The organism is Colwellia sp. BRX8-4, assembly GCF_014077345.1.
Taxonomy (GTDB): Bacteria; Pseudomonadota; Gammaproteobacteria; order Enterobacterales; family Alteromonadaceae; genus Colwellia_A.
Genome location: NZ_JACGVS010000002.1, coordinates 224202 through 245035 on the forward strand (window position 1 = coordinate 224202; position 20834 = coordinate 245035).

The 20834-nt window shown below is 37.8% G+C and carries 19 protein-coding genes and 1 tRNA gene; 14 read left to right on the forward strand and 6 right to left on the reverse strand.

Features of this window, described 5'->3' with window-relative positions; genetic code table 11:
- Positions 1-86: 86 nt before the first annotated feature.
- Positions 87-1160: an A/G-specific adenine glycosylase gene (gene mutY / locus H4J56_RS02775; protein ID WP_182250701.1), complete on the reverse strand. Its 1074-nt coding sequence runs from the start codon at positions 1158-1160 to the stop codon at positions 87-89.
- 141 nt (positions 1161-1301) lie between these two features.
- On the opposite strand from mutY, the gene H4J56_RS02780 reads away from it, so the two are divergent.
- Both H4J56_RS02780 and trmB read left to right on the forward strand, forming a co-directional pair.
- Positions 1302-1640, forward strand: coding sequence for a 50S ribosome-binding protein YggL (locus tag H4J56_RS02780; RefSeq protein ID WP_182176192.1), 339 nt, complete (start codon positions 1302-1304; stop codon positions 1638-1640).
- A gap of 151 nt (positions 1641-1791) precedes the next feature.
- Positions 1792-2526 carry a tRNA (guanosine(46)-N7)-methyltransferase TrmB gene (gene trmB, locus H4J56_RS02785; RefSeq protein ID WP_182213466.1) on the forward strand — a complete coding sequence of 245 codons (735 nt, stop codon included), beginning with the start codon at positions 1792-1794 and terminating at the stop codon, positions 2524-2526.
- Between the two features lie 14 nt (positions 2527-2540).
- On the opposite strand, the gene H4J56_RS02790 is transcribed toward trmB, so the two are convergent.
- The 3 genes from H4J56_RS02790 to H4J56_RS02800 form a co-directional block, all read right to left on the reverse strand.
- Entirely contained in the window at positions 2541-2888 is a 348-nt protein-coding gene (locus H4J56_RS02790) for a hypothetical protein (RefSeq protein ID WP_220465200.1), read from the reverse strand.
- A gap of 200 nt (positions 2889-3088) precedes the next feature.
- Complete coding sequence (locus H4J56_RS02795; RefSeq protein WP_182250700.1) at positions 3089-3568, reverse strand: methylated-DNA--[protein]-cysteine S-methyltransferase; 480 nt, start codon at positions 3566-3568, stop codon at positions 3089-3091.
- A 150-nt stretch (positions 3569-3718) separates the two neighbouring features.
- Positions 3719-4150 carry a CBS domain-containing protein gene (locus H4J56_RS02800; RefSeq protein ID WP_182213469.1) on the reverse strand — a complete coding sequence of 144 codons (432 nt, stop codon included), beginning with the start codon at positions 4148-4150 and terminating at the stop codon, positions 3719-3721.
- 192 nt (positions 4151-4342) lie between these two features.
- On the opposite strand from H4J56_RS02800, the gene H4J56_RS02805 reads away from it, so the two are divergent.
- The 12 genes from H4J56_RS02805 (at position 4343) to H4J56_RS02860 (ending at position 19431) form a co-directional block, all read left to right on the forward strand.
- Positions 4343-6586 (forward strand): ABC transporter permease subunit, encoded by a 2244-nt coding sequence (locus H4J56_RS02805; RefSeq protein ID WP_310733584.1) that lies wholly within the window; start codon positions 4343-4345, stop codon positions 6584-6586.
- A 16-nt stretch (positions 6587-6602) separates the two neighbouring features.
- On the forward strand, positions 6603-8240 hold the full coding sequence (gene pstA / locus H4J56_RS02810; RefSeq protein ID WP_182213470.1) for a phosphate ABC transporter permease PstA: 1638 nt from the start codon (positions 6603-6605) through the stop codon (positions 8238-8240).
- Positions 8241-8360: 120 nt separating this feature from the next.
- Complete coding sequence (pstB, locus tag H4J56_RS02815; protein ID WP_070374673.1) at positions 8361-9182, forward strand: phosphate ABC transporter ATP-binding protein PstB; 822 nt, start codon at positions 8361-8363, stop codon at positions 9180-9182.
- A gap of 49 nt (positions 9183-9231) precedes the next feature.
- A complete protein-coding gene (gene phoU, locus H4J56_RS02820; RefSeq protein WP_182176185.1) occupies positions 9232-9933 on the forward strand; it encodes a phosphate signaling complex protein PhoU in 702 nt (233 codons plus the stop codon).
- Between the two features lie 189 nt (positions 9934-10122).
- The gene (locus tag H4J56_RS02825) at positions 10123-10803 is read left to right on the forward strand and encodes a TIGR00153 family protein (RefSeq protein WP_182221086.1); all 681 of its coding nucleotides are present in this window, start codon (positions 10123-10125) and stop codon (positions 10801-10803) included.
- Positions 10804-10812: 9 nt separating this feature from the next.
- The gene (locus H4J56_RS02830; protein WP_182244603.1) at positions 10813-12078 is read left to right on the forward strand and encodes an inorganic phosphate transporter; all 1266 of its coding nucleotides are present in this window, start codon (positions 10813-10815) and stop codon (positions 12076-12078) included.
- A 185-nt stretch (positions 12079-12263) separates the two neighbouring features.
- Positions 12264-12339, forward strand: a tRNA-Phe gene (locus H4J56_RS02835).
- 175 nt (positions 12340-12514) lie between these two features.
- The gene (locus H4J56_RS02840) at positions 12515-13138 is read left to right on the forward strand and encodes a cytochrome c oxidase subunit 3 family protein (RefSeq protein ID WP_259368146.1); all 624 of its coding nucleotides are present in this window, start codon (positions 12515-12517) and stop codon (positions 13136-13138) included.
- Positions 13139-13147: 9 nt separating this feature from the next.
- The gene (locus H4J56_RS02845) at positions 13148-13402 is read left to right on the forward strand and encodes a cytochrome C oxidase subunit IV family protein (protein ID WP_182213473.1); all 255 of its coding nucleotides are present in this window, start codon (positions 13148-13150) and stop codon (positions 13400-13402) included.
- Between the two features lie 196 nt (positions 13403-13598).
- Positions 13599-15023 (forward strand): TolC family protein, encoded by a 1425-nt coding sequence (locus H4J56_RS02850; protein ID WP_182258818.1) that lies wholly within the window; start codon positions 13599-13601, stop codon positions 15021-15023.
- 2 nt (positions 15024-15025) lie between these two features.
- Positions 15026-16318, forward strand: a complete 1293-nt coding sequence (locus tag H4J56_RS02855; RefSeq protein ID WP_182258819.1) for an efflux RND transporter periplasmic adaptor subunit — start codon at positions 15026-15028, stop codon at positions 16316-16318.
- The gene (locus H4J56_RS02860; protein ID WP_182258820.1) at positions 16315-19431 is read left to right on the forward strand and encodes an efflux RND transporter permease subunit; all 3117 of its coding nucleotides are present in this window, start codon (positions 16315-16317) and stop codon (positions 19429-19431) included. The genes H4J56_RS02855 and H4J56_RS02860 overlap by 4 nt, the downstream gene beginning before the upstream one ends.
- A 71-nt stretch (positions 19432-19502) precedes the next feature.
- Here the strand turns inward: H4J56_RS02860 and H4J56_RS02865 are convergent, their stop codons facing one another.
- The gene (locus tag H4J56_RS02865; protein ID WP_083277925.1) at positions 19503-19676 is read right to left on the reverse strand and encodes a DUF3545 family protein; all 174 of its coding nucleotides are present in this window, start codon (positions 19674-19676) and stop codon (positions 19503-19505) included.
- A gap of 148 nt (positions 19677-19824) precedes the next feature.
- Positions 19825-20778, reverse strand: coding sequence for a transaldolase (tal, locus tag H4J56_RS02870; RefSeq protein WP_182221083.1), 954 nt, complete (start codon positions 20776-20778; stop codon positions 19825-19827).
- Positions 20779-20834 lie beyond the last annotated feature (56 nt).

Consider the following 20834-nt stretch of genomic DNA (forward strand, 5'->3'; position numbering starts at 1 on the left):
TTCTAGGTTGTAAGTTGGTCTGTGCATTTATACTTTTACCACTTTAATATTCATCTGTATCTTAAAGTGGTATCGATATATAAATATCATGGCTTTAATAAGCTGATCAATTTTTGAGTTGATGCTGCTAAGCCAACCGATGCAGTTGTGGCTAAATTGTACCACTGTTGTTGGTTGTTTTCGTTGATTTCTTTTGCTGGTAATTGTTCACAATCAATCACTACTGGCGATATATCTAAATGAAAGTGACTAAAGGTATGGCGAAATTTTACTAAGGGTACAACGGACGTTTGTTTCAAGTGGAGCTTCGCTAATAATGCGGCAATCTCTTCTTCGTGCTGGACCTCTAAAAAACACCATAAACCTCCCCATATGCCACTTGGAGGACGTTTCTCTAATAATACTTGCTGGTTAATACGAGGTATCACCATAATAGTTTGTTTTTCTGGAATGGTTTTCTTTGGTTTTTTTTGTGGGTAACTACTTTGTTCATTCAGTGAAAAAGCTAAACAAGTGTCACTTAACGGGCACAGCTCACATTTAGGTTTACTGCGAGTACAAATAAGTGCGCCTAGATCCATCATCGCTTGATTAAACTCCGCAACACCTTCTTTGGGCGTTAATACCTCAGCAATCGGCCATAACGATTTTTCATACTTACTCTGACCATTATGGCCTTCAACCATATAACAACGAGCTAATACCCGTTTTACATTACCATCTAAAATAGCGTGATGCTTATTCAATGCCAAACTTAAAATTGCACCAGCCGTTGAACGACCAATACCCGGTAGAGCAATAACTTGTTCAATGTCCTCAGGAAAAGTACCTTGGTATTGCTGAGTAATTATTTTTGCTGTTTTATGTAAATTACGAGCTCGAGCGTAATAACCTAATCCTGTCCAGTGATGTAAAACGTTATCTTCATCGGCATTAGCTAAATCGGTAATTGTTGGGAAACTGTCCATAAAACGATGATAGTACGGGATAACCGTTGCTACCTGTGTTTGTTGCAGCATTATTTCAGAGATCCATACACGGTATGGGGTTTTATTGTGCTGCCAAGGTAAGTGCTTTCTGCCTTGGGCTTGATACCAGTCGAGTGTTTGCGTGGCAAAAAACTGTGCTGATTTCGGTGATATTTGAGTTTTATTTGTCATAGCGACTTAGTTTACCTAATAAACGGGCACGAATAAATGTGCATTTTTTATTGCAAAAATTTATAATGCCATTATGCTCTCGTCCATATTAATCTCGAGATTATCACTCGAAATATACTTGCTAAGATTTAAGGAATTAAAATGAAATTAAATGCTAAAAACCGTAACCGCCGTTTACGTAAAAAATTACGTGTTGATGAATACCAAGAATTAGGTTTTGACGTCGCTTTTAAATTAGCTGACGGTACGGACAATGATACGGTTGATACTTTTTTGAATAACTTTTTTAATGAAGTTATTCAACCTAATGGTTTAGGTTTTGGCGGTGAAGGCGATGTTTTATGGCATGGTATCGTTTGTACTCAAAATATCGGTAAGTGTACCGATGAACATCGTACCGCTGTAGAATCTTGGTTGAATGAAAATGGCGCTACAGCAGTAGCTGTTAGTGATCTTTACGATGTTTGGTGGGCTGAATAACTTTATTCATCATAAATGAACTTTACCCGGCATTGTCAGCATTTTTCAGTGCCATTACTTATGTACAATAAGTGCAGACTCTGAAAATTTTGGCTGCTTTGTTTAAAGCGCATTTATTTAGAATAAAACTTGGATTATATTGAAGAAATATATGGTAGATAAAACTGAAAACACCCACAAAAGCATTGAAGAAGCTGAAAAAGAAGGCAAATATATTCGCAAAGTACGTAGTTTTGTTAAGCGCGAAGGGCGATTAACAAAAGGACAAGCGAATGCATTGGAGCAATTTTGGCCAACAATGGGCTTAAACCATCTTGATGGAATGATTGATTTTGCTCACTTATTTAATAACAGCAATCCTATTATCTTAGAAATTGGTTTTGGCATGGGTAAATCTTTAGTCGAAATGGCAAAAAATGCCCCAGAACTAAATTTTGTTGGTGTTGAAGTGCATCGTCCGGGTGTTGGCGCTTGTATTTCATTAGCAGATGAAGAAGGCGTTCATAATTTAAAGGTTTTTGAACACGATGCGATAGAAGTGCTTGCTGACTGTATTCCTAATAGTTCATTAACGACCGTGCAATTGTTTTTTCCTGATCCTTGGCATAAAAAGAAGCATCATAAACGTCGAATTGTTTCGTTAGAATTTGTCGAAACTATTCGTCAAAAGCTAAAGGTGGGTGGTGTTTTTCATATGGCTACTGACTGGGAAAATTACGCAGAATGCATGATTGAAGATATGAACTCAGCGCCGGGCTATAAAAACTTAGCCACCGATGGTGACTTTGTGCCACGTCCTGATTCTCGGCCATTAACGAAATTTGAAAACCGTGGTCATAACTTAGGTCATGGCGTTTGGGATATTCAATTTAAACGCCAAGATTAATCTAGAATGAACAATTAATTTAAGTACTCTTGTTCAACGTGAAAAAGATGCTGGCTATTACGTAAGTTGCCGGTGTCTTTTAACCACTGCGTACTAATGATTTCTCGTTGCAAGGCGGCTTGCAAAATACGCACTTTATACTGCGACCAATAATAAATCGTTGCTTGTTGATGAATTTCGTTATTTGGAAAAATATCACTTCTGCTTTCTTCTAATTCGGCTAAAATATCAGCAATAACTTTTGGCTTTAACTCTTTTTCTATCTGTAGCTTAAATTTAGTGAAACGTTTTGCTTTAACTAATAACCATGCCATCCACAATATTACGGCAACAGCAAAAACAAATAAAATATCTATACTCATAACTGATTTATTCTATAAAAACATTGTGGGCATCTTATCAGTCAAACTGAATTTGGCTAAAGCTTATTTTTATTTTATAACTCGGGTATTTACAAAAATTAAACCGCTAGCCCTCTTAACTCTATGTTAGGTTAATTAAACGCTATATTGTTGCTTTTTATCGATGAGTTACTTTGCTTTTTTGTTAAGTAAAATAGCAATTAAACGCTGAACTGTGCTTGTTCATGCATCAGTAACTTTGCTTTTAAAGCTAAACCACCAGCATAACCTGTTAATTTTCCATTGGCACCTATAACACGATGGCAAGGGATAATTAAAGCGATCGGGTTTTTTCCGTTTGCTGCGCCAACCGCTCGTACGGCCTTTTCATTATTAATTTTTTTTGCTATCCATAAATAACTTTTGGTCTCACCTTGTTTGACAGTCAGCAATGCTTGCCATACTTTTTGCTGAAACGGTGTACCTTGTGGTGCAAGTGCCAAGTCGAAGACAGTACGATGACCAGAAAAATATTCTGCAAGCTGTTGAACCACTCGGGTAAAATGAGTAGGGCTCTCTGTGTCACTTTCATCAATAATCAGCGGTAAAGCGCCATCTTGAAAAGCAAGCGCCGTTAGCCCTTGGTCATTAGCGGTTAATGCGATATTGCCGTAAGGAGAAGGGGTGATAGTAAAGTACATATTTATTCCTTTGTTAAAGCATAACCCATGAAATATTGTGAGGATAAATAACTATTTTAAAGATAATTAACGATAATGCACAGCACTAAAATTGCTTCTTCAGTTAAAGCGCTAAACTAAAATAAAGCATAAGTCGTTTTATGTCAGCCATTATTTATTAGTGGCTAACTTGTTACGGTATTGTCGTGCAATAACTTTTAAAATATCACGCCAACTGATAATACCAATAGGTTGCATTTCATCATTTACAATCGGCAGACATGAAAGGTGATTGTCATGAAACATTAATACTGCGTCATTTAAACTGACTTCTGCTTTGGCTGTTGTCAGGTCTCTGTTCATGATGAGGTGTAGCTTCTTTTGTAACATTGAATGGTCACGGGGCGTTTCGTTTTTAGTGCCAATTGTTGGACTTAAATGCTTGTATATATCTCTATCGGTGACCACCCCGACAAGTTGTTTATCACAAAGTATCAAAATATGGTGAATGCTGTGTTGGTCAAATATTGCTTTTGCTTTACTTAAATCATCGTCAAGTTCTAAGGTAATTAAGTCTGTCGACATAATTTTACTTAAGCTCATCATTCTCTCCTAATATTTGATTTTTTTTTGCTCATCACGATAAACAAAACTTTGTTAATTAACAATAATCTTTTAGTCAAAACTACCTCTTTAGTGATTTATATAAAACTAATTGTTGGCTGTCACAAAAGTGTCATACAACTGTCTTATAATTCATATCGTACTAAAGTCTCCATAATTGAAGGTGTTTAAGTGGCAATTGCATTAAAATCGACTGGCCCACGTCAGTTGAAAAATACATTAGCACAATGGTTAATAACAGTAGGCGGTATAAGTGTTTTGTTTACACTGGTGCTGATCTTTTTATATTTACTCTATGTGATAAAACCTATTTTTGAGTCGGCAACAATAGAGCCTGTTGGTCAATTTGAAATCAGTACCACGGCACCCACGTTATCTGCGGGTGTTGATGAACTAAAAGAAATCGCTTTTCAAATTACTCAGCAAGGTGATATTAACTTTTATCAGCTCGTCAAAAGTGCTGCTAATGAAAAAGGTACGTTAGTACTCAGTGAAAACTTATTGAGTGATGATAAAACCTTAATTAATGTTGTTAATTCTGGTGTAGAAAAGAAACTACTCATTGATAGTGACGGCAACATGCAGCTTATTGCCGCTAAATTCTTTTCTAATTTTGATTCGGGTACACGAGAAATTATTCCTAGTGTTGCCTATCCGTTAGGAGAAGAGTCGATAGCCGTTGACGAGAGTGGCGAAGTTCTTACTGAACTTTCATTTGGTATGAATGATGAAAAAGCGGTTTTTGTTGCGTTTACACAAGACCAGCGTTTAATTAAGACTAGCTTAATTGCTGAAGATGACTTTACTTACGACAGCGCTTACGAAACTATTTATCAAGAAATTGATTTTCCTGCTGATCATGTTAACGAAATCTTAGTGACTCCTGATATGGGCTTAGCTTTTGTTCGTAGTGATGATCAAGTCTTTGTTTTTGATCTTACCGATGAAGATGACGTTGAACTTAAAGCCACAATTATTCCCTCTTTAGAACAAACCAGAAGCAAACCCCATCATGTTACAGCAATGGCATTACTTTCTGGTAGTAGCTCAATCTTATTAGGTAGCAGTGCGGGTAAAGTTACACAATGGTTTGAAGTGGCTACTGACGATGGTCGTCAATTTAAAAATGTTCGTAGCTTTAACGTTAGTGATACAGAAGCTGTTACTCAAATTCATACCGAACAATTTCGTAAAAGTTTCTATACTTTAACGACCTCAGGAAATATGGGGGTTTTCTACACCACCAGTGAAGCTGATTTATGGCGTGGTCAACTAACAACTACCGAACCTAGCGTATTTGCAATTTCTCCTCGTGCTGATGGTTTAGTCGTGATTGACGAAAATCAGCTAAAAATATTCAGCGTTGAAAATGAACATCCCGAAGTGACTTGGAGCGCTTTGTGGGAAGAAGTTTGGTATGAAGGTTACCCAGAGCCCGAGTATATTTGGCAGTCAACTTCCGGTTCAGATGATTTCGAAGGTAAATTTTCTTTAGTACCCATTTCATTTGGTACCATGAAAGCGGCCATGTACGCGATGTTATTTGCTGTGCCTATTGCGTTAAGTGCTGCTATTTACACCGCTTACTTTATGACCCCTGGTATGCGCCGAAAAGTTAAGCCAACAATTGAGTTAATGGAAGCATTGCCAACAGTTATCTTAGGGTTCTTGGCGGGTTTATGGTTAGCGCCAATAATCGAAAATTATTTGCCAGCAATCGCAATGCTATTAATTATGTTACCGCTTTCAGTCTTTGTAACTGCATTTGCTTGGCATAAACTGCCTAAAGATATGAAAAATACTATTCCTGAAACATGGGCGCCGATCATACTTGTTCCTGTCTTGTTAATTGCCGGTGGTAGTGCATTTTTGTTATCTCCTTTCTTTGAAACCTTGTTTTTTGGTGGCGATGTTCGTCAGTATATTACTAACGACCTCGGTATTGACTTTGACCAACGTAATTCATTAGTGGTTGGTTTAGCGATGGGATTTGCCGTTATACCGACCATTTTTTCTATGGCAGAAGATGCAATATTTAGTGTACCTAAACATTTAACCAGTGGTTCACTCGCTTTGGGGGCTACACAATGGCAAACGCTTGCGAAAGTTGTTTTGTTAACCGCTAGTCCAGGTATTTTTTCTGCAGTGATGATGGGCTTAGGCCGTGCAGTAGGCGAAACCATGATAGTGCTGATGGCGACGGGTAATACCCCAATTTTAGATTGGAGTATCTTCCAAGGTATGCGTACCTTAGCAGCAAATATTGCTGTAGAAATGCCAGAATCCGAGGTAGGGAGTTCGCATTATCGAATTCTATTTTTAGCTGCTTTTGTTTTATTTGTTTTCACCTTTATTTTTAACACGTTTGCTGAGCTGATACGTCAGCGCTTACGTGAAAAATACAGCTCGTTATAGTTAAGGAACTGAGTTTATGAATAGTTGGTTTAAATCTGGTTCTCCGTGGGTGTGGTTGTCTGCTGGCGGAGTAAGTATCAGTTTAATTTCAGTTCTAGGTTTATTGTGGTTAATTGCTTCACGTGGTTTATCTTACTTTTGGCCTGCAGACATTTATCAATTTGAGACGGTTAATGAAAAAGGCCAAGCAGTTACCGTTATTGGTGAGATATACGATCGTGAAAGCCTGCCAAGCAAGCAGTTATCGCATTTAAATTTAGGTTTAGATCCTACTAAAGAAACCATTGAGCGAATTTTAGTGAAAACGGGTAACCGTGAATTAGTTAATCTAGATTTTCGCTGGTTGTTAATGCCGCTTATTAACAAAACCACCATGCCTGAAGATGTTGTGGTGATTGAACGTCGTACCAATGGTAATTTTTATGGCTTCATTGAAGGGATTATCTTAGATGGTCAGCCTGAAGGCCTAGACAAAATGGCTGAGTTGCTGGAACGTGTTGATAATTTTCAAGACGAAATGGACGAATTACAAAAAGTTGATATCGGTGCCATCAATTATCAAATAGAACGCTTACGGCTTAAAAAGCGTAAACATAAACTTGATGAGACCTTAACCGTTGAGCGCGAACAAGAAATTGATGCAGAAGTTGCTCGTTATAACGCTGATTACCAAGTACTAGAAAAACAGTTAATGGCTATCCGTGACAAAGTATCTCGTGATCAACTTGTGGTACGCGCTATGGGCGGTGAGGTTATTGAGATAAATTTTGAAGAAATACTCAAAGTTACTTATAACAATAAACTGTCTGTTTTTGGCCGAGCTGCGGTATTTATTCAGCAAATAGGCAGTTTCTTAATTGATGACCCACGAGAAGCAAATACCGAAGGGGGCGTTTTTCCTGCAATATTTGGTACTGTTTTAATGGTTTTACTGATGACAGTCATTGTTTCTCCTATGGGCGTTATAGCGGCTATTTACTTACATGAATATGCGGGTAAAAATGCCCTGACTAAACTACTTCGTATCGCTGTTATTAACTTAGCAGGTGTACCGTCAATCGTTTATGGGGTGTTCGGCTTAGGTTTCTTTGTTTACATGGTGGGTGGTAGTTTAGATCAACTGTTTTATGCCGAGACACTGCCTAGTCCAACTTTTGGTACGCCAGGTGTTATGTGGTCTGCGATTACTCTCGCGATACTAACATTACCGGTTGTTATTGTTTCAACCGAAGAAGGCCTATCACGCATTCCTTCAGCTATGCGTCACGGCTCTTTAGCGCTAGGTGCAACCAAAGCAGAAACGTTATGGCGTATTATTCTACCGATTGCTAGTCCAGCAATTATGACGGGTATCATTTTAGCGATTGCTCGTGCGGCCGGTGAAGTTGCACCACTGATGCTAGTTGGTGTTGTAAAAATGGCGCCAAATTTACCGCTCGATGGTAACTTCCCATATTTACATTTAGACCGTAAGTTTATGCATTTAGGTTTTCATATTTATGATGTAGGCTTCCAAAGCCCTAATGTTGAAGCGGCAAGACCATTAGTTTTTGCAACCGCATTTTTATTGGTGACAATTATTGTCTCACTGAATATGACAGCAGTTACCATACGTAACCGTTTAAGAGAAAAATATCGCATGTTAGAGCATTAATTTTATTGAAGAATACCATTCTTATTTTAGTTAAATATACTGACATAAGAATGGCTCAAAATATAAAGTAAAAAAGTTTTAACAGTCACGAACAAAATTTAAGCATTGAAAGAGAAAACTATGATTTCAGTCAGCCCAAGAACATTAGATCCAAAAGTTAAACTTGATCTTAACAACTTATCGCCGGAACAAGTGGCGTTAGAAATTAAAAATTTAAACCTATACTATGGTGACAAACAAGCACTACAAAATATCAGCATGTCTATTCCTAAAGGACAAGTTACCGCGTTTATTGGTCCTAGTGGTTGTGGTAAATCTACGTTGTTACGTTGTATTAACCGTATGAACGACTTGGTTGATATATGTAAGATTGAAGGTGAAATTAATCTTCATGGCGAAAATATTTATGGAAAACATGTTGATGTTGCAGCGCTGCGTCGTCAAGTAGGTATGGTTTTTCAACGACCTAATCCATTCCCTAAAAGCATTTATGAAAATGTTGTCTATGGTTTACGTATTATGGGCGAAAATAATCGCCGTGTATTGGATGAAGCCGCAGAAGTTGCGCTGCGAAGTGCGGCATTATGGAATGAAGTAAAAGACCGTTTGCACGATAGTGCACTGGGACTTTCTGGTGGCCAACAGCAACGTTTAGTGATTGCTCGCGCCATTGCGATTAAGCCAGAAGTTTTATTGCTTGATGAACCTACTTCGGCACTTGACCCTATTTCAACATTGACGATTGAAGAATTGATTAATGACTTAAAAAAGCAGTTCACTGTGGTCATTGTTACCCATAATATGCAACAAGCCGCACGTGTTTCAGATCAAACGGCATTTATGTACATGGGTGACTTAATTGAATACAGCGATACTAATACGCTGTTTACCACGCCGGCAAAAAAGAAAACTGAAGATTATATTACTGGCCGTTACGGTTAATAGAGACGATTAATATTCTACTTTTAATATAGAATAACAAGGAAAAACAATGGATAACATCAATCTTGGTCGTCATATATCAGGCCAATTTAACGAAGATTTAGAAAATGTCATCAACCATGTCATGCATATGGGTGGTCTGGTTGAAAAACAATTAAGCGATTCACTCACGGCTGTTTATGATGCGGATGAAGTCTTGGCAAAAAATGTCTTAGCGAACGATTATAAAATTAATGCCTTAGAAGTCAGTATTGACGATGAATGTACACGCATCATAGCTAAGCGTCAGCCAGCTGCTGGCGATTTACGTTTAATTATGGCTATTGTAAAAACAATTGCTGATTTAGAGCGTATCGGCGACGAAGCACAGAAAATTGCTCGGGTAGCACTCGAAAACTTCTCTGGAGAGCAAAAAGCGCTATTACTTAATTTAGATAATTTAGGTCGTAAGGTTTTAGAATTTTTACAAGCAACTCTTGATGCTTTTACACGTATGGATGTCGACTCAGCTGTTTTAACTCATGGCAATGACGAGAAGATTGATCGTGAATACGAGGCGCTAATGCGTCAATTAATGACTTACATGATGGAAGATCCGCGTTCTATCCCACAAATAATGAGTGTTATCTGGTCAGCTCGTGCTTTAGAACGTATTGGTGACCGTTGTCAAAATATTTGCGAATACATTATCTATTTTGTCAAAGGAAAAGATGTTCGCCACACAACAGCTGAAGATATTAAATCTTTGTAAATTTTGAAAAAGCCGCTACGTTTAAATAACTTTCTATATACCTGTTATGTTTCGACAAATCATAGCTATATCTAGTTAAAAGCACAGGAATTGTCAGGTGATCGTGATAAAACGCTTGAAGATCGTGTTAAATGGGTTAATATCCGCGACGAATAATAACAAAGAGCAATTTGGCTCTGGGAATAAATTATGGCTAGAAATTCAATACTAGGTGTCTTTGCAAAATCACCTATTAAACCATTAGAAAAACACATTCGATTGGTCACTAAGTGTTGTAATCAACTAACTCCTTTCTTTGCTGCTTGTGCTGAACAAGATTGGTCAAAAGCAGGGAAACTTCGCAGTAAAATCTCAAAATATGAACGCGACGCAGACAAATTAAAACGCGAAATACGCCTTGAACTTCCAGGTGGCTTATTTATGCCTGTAGATCGTGCTGATTTGTTAGAGTTACTTTCACAACAAGATAAAATTGCTAATAAAGCAAAAGATATTGCCGGACGTATTTTAGGACGCAAACTGGTTATACCAGAAACACTACAAGATTCTTTTGTGGCGTATGTTGCTCGAAATATTGAAGCCGCAGAAAAAGCAGCTGACGCGATTAATGAATTAGACGACTTATTAGAAACAGGTTTTCGTGGTCGAGAAGTAGCATTGGTTGAGAAGATGATTAACCAATTAGATGAAATAGAAGATGATACAGACGGCATGCAAATTAAATTGCGTAGCGACTTATTGGCGATTGAGAATGACTTAAATCCTATTGATGTAATGTTTTTATATCAAATTATTGAATGGATAGGTGATTTAGCCGATTTAGCCGAACGTGTTGGTGCTCGTTTAGAAATTTTACTGGCTAGAAAATAAGGCTTATTCATGGATATATTATTAACACATGGCCCTATGTTGGTCATTATTGCCGGCGTTGTTGGTTTCTTTATGGCGTGGGGCATTGGTGCAAACGATGTGGCTAACGCAATGGGTACATCAGTTGGCTCTAAAGCGCTAACGATTAAACAAGCGATTCTCATCGCGATGGTTTTTGAATTTGCTGGTGCTTATTTAGCGGGTGGTGAAGTTACTTCAACTATTCGTAAGGGTATTATTGACGCTTCTTACTTTGTAGATAGTCCGGAATTACTTGTTTTTGGTATGATTTCAGCATTATTTGCTGCTGCTACTTGGTTACTTATTGCTTCTATTTTAGGTTGGCCAGTATCTACAACACACTCAATTGTTGGCGCCATTGTTGGTTTTGCTGCCGTTGGTGTTAGTGTTGATGCTGTTGAATGGGGTAAGGTTATCGGTATCGTAGGTAGCTGGATAATTACGCCACTTATCTCAGGTATTATTGCGTTTATTATTTTTAACAGTGCACAAAAATTAATTTTTGATACGGATAACCCATTAACTCAAGCTAAACGTTGGGTACCTTTTTACATGTTTTTAGCGGGCTTCGTACTTGCTTTAGTCACTATTAAGAAAGGTTTGAAGCATTTAGGCTTAAACATCGGCTCTGTTGAAGGTTATGTATATGCGATTATTGCCGCAGTTATTGTCGCTGTTATAGGTAAAATATTCATAAACCGTTTAGAATTTGATGAAAGTGCTGCGAAGAAAACACATTATGCCAACGTAGAAAAAGTATTTGCGGTATTAATGATCGTTACTGCCTGTGCAATGGCATTTGCTCATGGTTCAAACGATGTTGCTAATGCGATTGGTCCACTAGCTGCGGTAGTAAGTATTGTTGGTAATGACGGTCAAATTGCAGCTAAGTCAGCTATCGCATGGTGGATTTTACCACTAGGTGGTTTTGGTATTGTTGCTGGTCTTGCATTATTTGGTCACAGAGTTATTGCAACCATAGGTAATGGCATTACACATTTAACGCCAAGCCGTGGTTTTGCAGCTGAATTAGCAGCAGCATGTACAGTTGTTATCGCTTCAGGTACAGGTTTACCTATCTCAACCACACAAACGTTAGTAGGCGCTGTGTTAGGTGTAGGTATGGCTCGTGGTATTGCTGCAATTAACTTAACGGTTGTGCGTAATATTGTTGTTTCTTGGGTTGTTACCTTACCGGTTGGTGCAGGTTTATCTATCATTTTCTTCTGGGGAATGGTGGCAATTTTCACCTAGGCACACTTAGAAAATTTACTTTTAAAAAACCAACATTGATGTTGGTTTTTTTTATTTAAACTCCTGAATTTATAAACTTTCAGTGGTAACCACTATATAATTAAAAAGTGATTAGGTAATGCTTGCCTGAACCACTATTACCCTATATTATAACGCCTCTTTGATGTTCTTTAGAATTTCAAACTGCCTTGATAGCTCAGTCGGTAGAGCAGAGGATTGAAAATCCTCGTGTCCCTGGTTCGATTCCGGGTCAAGGCACCATATTTCTCTTTATTGAGACGAAAAAGCCCACAAGCAATTGTGGGCTTTTTTTTGTTTTAACAGAAAAATTAATTTTCAATTAAATGAGTATCACTTCACTAAATTCCCGTTTTATATCAAACTTTCTTAGTAGACATTATGTTATAAATATTGCCCTTGATATCTCTAGAACTTAATGATGATAAGTACAAAACAAGCGGATGAATCATTAGGCATTTTTTTCGCTTCATGGAGTGAAAAAAGAGCAGGGCGAATACCTGGTAATATTCCTATTTGGGTGGGAATATTATCTGAGTTAACTGAGTTTGGTATTTTTTTTGTCGCCTATTTTATCGCTAAATTATATTATCCTGAAATATTTTCTCGTGGCCCACAAAGCTTAAATACAACTATTGGTGTATTGAACACTATTGTTTTGTTGTCTAGCAGTTACTTTATGGCTAAGGCCATGGCTAGTGTCCGAGTTAATAATTTAGTGAAATGCGAACGGTTTTTATGGCTTGCTCTACTTTGTGGCTGTAGTTATTTATGCTTAAAAACCTGGGAATTTCACTGGAATGACTTACAAGGATATAGCACTAACACCAACGAATTTTTCACTGTCTATTACTACATGACGTTTAATCATTTTTTACATGTTGGCTGGGCCTCATGTGCCATATTATGGGTGATCTTCAGGCTAAGAAAAGGGGCATATTCAGCAAAAAGTCACACAGGTTTAGAGGCACTAGCTGTGTATTGGCATATGATTGACTTAATGTGGATCCTGATTTTTCCATTATTATATGTATTAAGGTAGCGTTGAAATATGAAAGGTATTGGAAAATTAGAATACTACTTAGTGGTATTAATTTTAATTACTTTGTTGAACACTTTTTTAGGTGAAAACTTTCAGTCAACGACAGTTGTTAGTGTTTTAGTTGCAATAACAATAATGTGCAAAGGTATTGTCGTTATTGATCACTTCATGGAACTTAAGGGGGCACATAGGTATTTGAGACTAATGATGAAAACTTACTTTGTAATATTCCCTTCGTTAATCATATTAACTGTTTTTTACTGAGCCAAGCGTCTTATTGACGTTTACTTAGTTATCGGTTTAATCATCCAAATTGAAAACTAATACCACTCACCGTTTTATTCAGGTTATTCATCGCAATAAATTTTTTGAAAGTAAACTTTTGTAAAGTCATTACAGCTTTTGATTAATACTGATTACAATTAAAGCATTAAAAATACTATAAGTGGTTTCATCTTTTATGGAAAACCGTTTTCGAATACAGATCAAACACAGTGTTATGACTGTCCTAGCAACAACCCTGTTGTTGGCTTGCTCGAGTACATCTGAGCTTGATAAAAATATTAGAAATATTAACTTACCTGCGACTTGGCAACAAAGTGAACAGAATTTGCAGGTTGAAAATAACTGGCTAGAACAGCTTGATAGTCCTCAAGTTCAACAATTAGTGAGAACAGCACTAGCATCAAATCACCAATTAAAAATTCAAGCGTATAATGTTGAAATTCAAAAGCAACAACTGATCATTTCTGGCAGTACACTTTGGCCATCGCTTGATTTGTCTTTGCGTTCGGGTCGAAATAAATACAATGACTCTGATACTTACACTAATTCAAGCTCAGTTAATTTGAATTTAACTTACGAACTTGATTTATGGGGGAAACTATCTTCAGCTGACCAACAAGCTAACTTAACGTTTATGGCTGAACAGTCGAATTTTGAGCAAAGTAAACAGCAATTAGTGGTTGATGTTGTCACTACGTGGTTCGCGGTTGTTGAGGCAGAAAAGCTACTGTCACTTTATCAAGGTCGTGTAAAAAACTCCCAACAAAATTTAGACATTATTGAATCAGGCTATAACAGTGGCTTAAGTGAAGCACTTGATGTTTACCTAACACGTAATGAGCTAAACAATGAATTAACTCGTGTTTGGGAACAAAAAACAGTAAAAACTCAATTAATTAGACAGTTGGAACGTTTAGTTGGTGAGTATCCCACAGGAACATTGTTAGTTGATGCTGATTTACCGCTACTAACCTCTGATATTCCCTTAGGATTGCCATCGGAGCTTATTAGCAGAAAACCTCAGTTAAAGTCTAGTTGGTATTTATTACTTGCTAAAGATGCTGGCCTCGCTTATGCACACAAACAACGTTTTCCAAGCCTAAGTTTAACAGCGTCGGTAGGAGACAGCGGCATTGATATAGATGACTTGCTATCAGGATCATCGTTAGCATGGTCATTGTTTGGAAATATTTCTGCACCACTATTTAATGCTGGTCGTTTGGCTGCTAATGAAGAGCAAGCACGGTTAGCGTTGAAACAAAACGAACAGCAATATCTTGAGCACTTATATAATGCATTTACTGAGGTTGAGAATGCGGTGACCCAAGAAAAAAGTTTAAAAAATAGCTATAAAAGTATGTTAGCTGCACAAGAAAATGCCAAAGTTGCCGCGACACTTTCTTTTGAACAATATCAAAGTGGTTTGGTTAATTATACTACGGTGCTTGATGCTCAATCACGATCGTTTGATGCACAAAGTACCTTGATAAAGCTTAAAAATCGCTTGATTGCCAATCGCATACAACTACATTTAGCACTCGGTGGCGACTTTACTGTGCCTGAGAAAACTGCCACAACTATTAATCCAAAGGCTGAATAATAATGTCTTCACAACCAAGTTTACATACAGAAATAACACAAAAACCAAGCACGCTAAAAAAATTGATCATCCTAGCTGTTATTATTGGCGTTACATTATCATTAGTCGCTTTGATTTATAGTAACCCGCCACAATCGAAAAGGGCTAAACCCTCAAAAGCGCCCCAGATGACAGTAGCAACAAAGATATTAGCGCCGCAACGTTATCAAGTTATGGTGGAAAGTTTTGGTACGGTAAAACCTCGTACACAAAGCATACTTTTTGCGCAGGTTGCTGGCCAAATCACTCAAGTTAGTGGTCAATTTCGTGACGGTGGGTTTTTTGAAAAAGGTGATGTTTTAGTACAACTTGATGATCGAGATTACCGGTCAGAAGTCAAAGTATCACAAGCAAATCTTTTATCTGCCAACCAAGTATTACTTGAAGAACAAGCAAGAGTTCAACAAGCAGAAGCTGACTGGCAGCGGTTGGGAAATGGTAAAGTAGCCGGTGTTTTAGTATTACGTCAGCCGCAACTTGAGTCAGCAAAAGCAAAAGTACTTTCTGCACAAGCGCAATTAGATAAAGCTAAGTTATCATTAGAACGCACCCAAATAGTGGCACCTTATGCGGGACGCATTTTGAAAAAACAAGTTGATATTGGTCAAGTTGTTACCAGTAACAGTCAACTTGCCACCATTTTTGCAGTTGATTATGTAGAAATTCGCTTACCGATTAATAATAAAGATCTTTCCTTGATTAACTTACCTGAAGTATATCGAGATATTGGTGAACAGGGTAATAAGGACGATGTAAAAATAAGCTCTGATTTAATTGGCCATCAATCATGGAATGGAAAAATAATTCGCACCGAAAGTGCTATCGATGAACAGTCTCAGCAGCTCTATGTTGTAGCACAAATTAATCGCCCCTATGATGCAACAACCTCTTTGGGATCACCGATAAAAATAGGTCAATATGTTACTGCCCAGATAACAGGGAAAGAACTAAGCAATGTTTTGGTTATTCCCAGCAATGTTATTTATCAGGGAAGCTATGTCTACACAGTCGAAAATGGCTTGTTAATTCGTAAAGAGGTTTTACTAGGGTGGCAAAACGGTAAAGAGTCAATTGTTGAGTCTGGGCTCGTTGCCGGTGATGAACTTGTGCTAACTTCTTTAGGACAAGTGAGCTCTGGAACTCCCGTAGCCATTGAAGGAAATATCCCGAGTAAAGCAAGACAAAATAACCCAGAAGCTCGTCAGAATAAGGCAAAACTAAAAGGCACTAAAAGATCAAAGGGTGAAGCACAATGATCGCCTGGTTTGCTAGAAATCACGTAGCAGCGAATCTGTTATTAATTACTATTTTAATTTTAGGTTTATTTAGTCTATCTGTACGGATACCTGTTGAGGTTTTCCCCTCATTTGCCTCTGATCGTATCAATGTGAATGTCTCGTTACGTGGTGCTACGCCAGAAGATGTTGAAAAAAGTATTTCTATTCGCATAGAAGAGGCGATACAAGACCTAGAAGGTATTAAGCAAATTGCTAGTCGTTCATCTGAAGGCTCTTCAGCGGTTAATATCGAAGTTGAAAGTGGCTACGATGCACGAGAAGTTTTGGCTGATATTAAAAGTCGTGTCGACTCTATCAATACTTTTCCATCAGATGCTGAAAAACCTGTAGTGTCGTTAGCGACTCGAAAAAGAGAAGTTATCTCGGTTAGTGTCGCCAGTATTTATGGTGAAAAAGAAACGCGCGAGTATGCAGAGAAAGTACGCGATGAGTTATTAAAAATATCTGAAATTACTCAGGCAGAGCTTAGTGGTGTTCGTAACTACGAAGTTTCTATTGAAATACCTCAAGATAAATTACAACAATATAACTTAACTATCTCCCAAGTGTCAGCCGCGATAAATAATTCTAGTACCGATGTTTCTGCGGGCAATCTAAGAACCGAAGGAGGGGATGTTTTATTATTGTCAAAGGGGCAAGCTTATCGTAAAAATGAGTTTTCTGACATCGCGATAAAGACTCACACTGATGGTTCTATTTTACGTTTGTCTGATATTGCGTTGATCACCGATGCTTTTGAAGAAACACCGGTAAGAACCCGCTTTAACGGTAAGCAAGCCGCCTTTATCGACATCTATCGTATTGGTCCACAAAGTGCCATTGACGTTGCCGATGCAGTAAAAAACTATATTGATGAACAACAAGGAAATGTGCCGGTAGGTGTTGAGTTAAGTTATTGGGATGACGACTCTCAAATTGTAAAAAATCGTATTGCAACGTTAACAACAAGTGCGTTGCAAGGTGGTATTTTAGTCTTAGCACTACTGAGCTTATTTTTACGCCCGTCGATCGCCTTCTGGGTTTTTATTGGCATTCCTATTTCATTTATGGGAGCTTTTATAGCAATGCCTTTTTTTGGCATAACCCTTAACGTTATGAGCCTATTTGGCTTTATTTTAGTACTCGGTATTGTCGTGGATGACGCCATTGTCACCGGAGAAAATATTTATACCCATTTAAAAACAGCTAAGTCAGGGGAAGAGGCAGCCATAAGAGGTACTGAAGAAGTGGCTACACCAGTTACTTTTGGTGTATTAACCACTATTGCCGCTTTTTTACCTCTGGCATTTATTGAAGGTGCGCGAGGGGCATTGTTCGCACAAATTCCGGTTATTGTTATTCCTGTTTTATTGTTTTCTCTAATCGAGTCAAAGTTTGTTTTACCGTCACATTTAAAGCATTTAAAACTCCGTAGTCAAAAAACAAAAACATCTAAATTTAGCCAATTACAACAACGCTTTGCGGATGGCTTTGAAAACACAATTTTACGTTATTATCAGCCTTTATTAAAAAAAGCCATTAATTTTAAAACAGCGACATTTTTTGGTTTTGTTGGTGTTTTCTTAATTATCATTACCTTGGTCATGAGTGGCTGGACTAAATTTATCTTCTTTCCAAGAATACCCAGTGAGACGGTAAGAGCTTCATTAACCTTACCAGCAGGCTCACCATTTGAGGTAACGAATAAACATATCTTAAAAATGACAGAGAAAGCAGAAGAGTTACGTGAGAAATATATTGATGAGGCGACGAATGAAAGTATCATTATTAATATTTTGGCGACAACGGGTGGCAGAGGTGGCACAACCAATCAAGGCAGTGTTCGTTTTGAAATAACGCCGCCAGAGTCTAGAAGCTTATCAATTGGTTCAACACAGTTAGTTCGCGAATGGCGGGAGCTTATTGGGCCAATTCCTGGCGCTGAAAGTATGACCTTTAGAGCCGAAATAGGTCGGTCATCAGACCCTATTCAAGTACAGCTAAAAGCAAGCTCTTTGGACTCGCTTAAAGAAATTACCGATAAGGTAAAGATACGCTTAGCTACTTACCCAACCGTTTTTGACATAGAAGATAGTTTGTCTGACGGAAAAGAAGAGCTACAAATCGAATTAACTGAGCAAGGCAAAGCGCTAGGGTTAACCAGAGTAAGTATATCTAATGAAGTACGCCGCTCGTTCTTTGGCTCACAAGTTCAGCGTATTCAAAGGGGTAGAGACGATGTTCGGGTAATGGTTCGTTTACCTTTGAGTGAGCGTCGCACGACTGCTGATTTAGAAAATATTATTATTGGAACTCCCAATGGTGGTTCAGTGCCTTTGGCGCATGTTGCTCGCTTAATTCCAGGGAAAAGTCCATCAACCATCTCTAGAATCGATCGTTATAGAACGGCAAATGTCAGCGCTGATGTCGATAAAGAAAACACCAATATGACAATATTACAGGCCGATTTAAAAACTTACTTGGATGAGCTTCTTTTACAATATCCTGGTGTCAGTCATTCGCTCGAAGGTGAAGCTAAAGAGCAACGTGAATCATTTGGATCGTTAGCTTGGGCATTAGTTTTTGTTTTCTTTATTATTTATGCTTTGCTGGCCATTCCATTTAAGTCTTATCTACAACCTATTATTGTAATGAGCGTTATTCCTTTTGGTATGATAGGTGCCGTTATAGGTCACTGGATCATGGGCATGGAATTAACGATTATGAGCTTATTGGGCATGCTGGCATTAATTGGTGTGGTGGTGAATGACTCCTTGGTATTAGTTGATTTTATCAATAAAAAACGAGCCGAAGGTATTAAGCTTATGGAAGCAGTACTTACCGCGGGCGCTTCACGTTTTCGTCCTGTGATGTTAACTAGCTTAACCACCTTTATTGGTTTAATGCCGTTACTTTTTGAGCAATCAACTCAAGCACAATTCCTTATTCCAATGGCTGTTTCTCTTGGTTTTGGTATATTGTTCGCGACATTTATTACCTTGATTTTAGTGCCGGTTAACTACTTGCTTGTTGAACAGATAAAGGCGTTTTTTGGTGTTAAGCCTACGGGGTATGTTCTAGAGCAAGTTTAGCTTTTACATTTATGGTATTTCAAGCAATAAAAAACCCAGTTAAAAACTGGGTTTTTTCATTTGAAATAAAACTAGAAATCTTCCAGCATAAATTCTAACGAGTCTTCATATGCTTTTAGCTCTTTTTCTAATTGGAATCTTTCTTTTATAAGTTCTATTTCACGCCATTTTCTTTTCTTATTAGTGCTTTCTGAGGACTTAGGTCTTTTACCAAACGAGCCCATTACTTGTTCAAGTTTATCCATAGAACACTCCTTTTTATTTAACAGCACCTTTTTAATAACACATTCAAGATGATAAGCAAATAATTAAAGCAATAAACTCCGATAATACTTGGTGATAAAGTAACTCTTTTTAGGCTTTATTTTAAACTAACCGTATGAAAAATAGCTATTAAAGTAACTCAGCAAGCTGTTTTTCTAATTTAATCTGGTCAAGGGTAAAATTTCTGATCCCTTCAGCCAGTTTTTCTGTGGCCATAGCATCTTCATTCATTGCCCAACGATAGCTACTTTCTGATAATTTTTCTTGAGCGGCTAATTTGGGTTGCTCACTAAATAATTTTTGCTCAAGCGGGTCATTACACTTTGATAGTTCGTCTAATAGGTTTGGACTTATCGTTAAACGATCACATCCGGCAAGTTGACGTATCTCATCTATGTTTCTAAAACTTGCTCCCATCACCACCGTTTTATAACCTTTACCTTTGTAATAGTTATAAATGCTAGTTACCGAGATCACACCAGGGTCTTCATCCGCTGCGTATTCACTTTTGCCGCTATCCTTTTTGTACCAATCTAAGATCCGGCCAACAAAAGGCGAGATTAAGTAAACCCCTGACTCGGCACAAGCTTGTGCTTGAGCAAAACTAAACAATAAAGTTAGGTTACAGTTAATACCAACCTTTTCTAGTTGCTCTGCCGCTTTAATACCTTCCCAAGTTGATGCCAGTTTAATAAGGATACGATCGTTATTAATACCTGCTTCTTTATACATCGCCATAAGCTTATGTGCTTTGGCAATTGAAGCTTGAGTATCAAAAGATAAACGTGAATCTACTTCTGTTGAAATACGACCTGGTACAGTTTTTAAAATTTCTAAGCCAATTAATACTGATAGTTTATCAGCGGCATCAATAACTTGTTGTTCTGTATTTGATGACTGTGCTTTTGCCCATGTTACCGCTTCGGTAAGTAAATGTTGATAACCTTCAAGTGATGCTGCTTTTAATAATAGCGATGGGTTTGTGGTTGCATCTTGTGGTTGAAAATTTGCGATTGCTTCAATATCGCCGGTGTCAGCAACTACAGTAGTCATTTTTTTTAATTGAGAAAGCTGGTTAGTCATGTCCTTTACCTTTTTACGAAAAACTTAAAATTGGAGAATTATTACAACATAAATGG

Excerpts from the sequence above, each read along its gene's own strand:
- H4J56_RS02850 (WP_182258818.1), top strand. The coding sequence starts at position 13,599 with ATGGAAAACCGTTTTCGAATACAGATCAAACACAGTGTTATGACTGTC.
- H4J56_RS02855 (WP_182258819.1), top strand. The coding sequence starts at position 15,026 with ATGTCTTCACAACCAAGTTTACATACAGAAATAACACAAAAACCAAGC.
- H4J56_RS02780 (WP_182176192.1), top strand. The coding sequence starts at position 1,302 with ATGAAATTAAATGCTAAAAACCGTAACCGCCGTTTACGTAAAAAATTA.
- H4J56_RS02790 (WP_220465200.1), bottom strand. The coding sequence starts at position 2,888 with ATGAGTATAGATATTTTATTTGTTTTTGCTGTTGCCGTAATATTGTGG.
- pstB (WP_070374673.1), top strand. The coding sequence starts at position 8,361 with ATGATTTCAGTCAGCCCAAGAACATTAGATCCAAAAGTTAAACTTGAT.
- tal (WP_182221083.1), bottom strand. The coding sequence starts at position 20,778 with ATGACTAACCAGCTTTCTCAATTAAAAAAAATGACTACTGTAGTTGCT.
- H4J56_RS02795 (WP_182250700.1), bottom strand. The coding sequence starts at position 3,568 with ATGTACTTTACTATCACCCCTTCTCCTTACGGCAATATCGCATTAACC.
- H4J56_RS02845 (WP_182213473.1), top strand. The coding sequence starts at position 13,148 with ATGAAAGGTATTGGAAAATTAGAATACTACTTAGTGGTATTAATTTTA.
- trmB (WP_182213466.1), top strand. The coding sequence starts at position 1,792 with ATGGTAGATAAAACTGAAAACACCCACAAAAGCATTGAAGAAGCTGAA.
- H4J56_RS02800 (WP_182213469.1), bottom strand. The coding sequence starts at position 4,150 with ATGAGCTTAAGTAAAATTATGTCGACAGACTTAATTACCTTAGAACTT.
- H4J56_RS02860 (WP_182258820.1), top strand. The coding sequence starts at position 16,315 with ATGATCGCCTGGTTTGCTAGAAATCACGTAGCAGCGAATCTGTTATTA.
- phoU (WP_182176185.1), top strand. The coding sequence starts at position 9,232 with ATGGATAACATCAATCTTGGTCGTCATATATCAGGCCAATTTAACGAA.
- H4J56_RS02830 (WP_182244603.1), top strand. The coding sequence starts at position 10,813 with ATGGATATATTATTAACACATGGCCCTATGTTGGTCATTATTGCCGGC.
- H4J56_RS02825 (WP_182221086.1), top strand. The coding sequence starts at position 10,123 with ATGGCTAGAAATTCAATACTAGGTGTCTTTGCAAAATCACCTATTAAA.
- pstA (WP_182213470.1), top strand. The coding sequence starts at position 6,603 with ATGAATAGTTGGTTTAAATCTGGTTCTCCGTGGGTGTGGTTGTCTGCT.
- H4J56_RS02840 (WP_259368146.1), top strand. The coding sequence starts at position 12,515 with ATGATGATAAGTACAAAACAAGCGGATGAATCATTAGGCATTTTTTTC.
- H4J56_RS02865 (WP_083277925.1), bottom strand. The coding sequence starts at position 19,676 with ATGGATAAACTTGAACAAGTAATGGGCTCGTTTGGTAAAAGACCTAAG.
- mutY (WP_182250701.1), bottom strand. The coding sequence starts at position 1,160 with ATGACAAATAAAACTCAAATATCACCGAAATCAGCACAGTTTTTTGCC.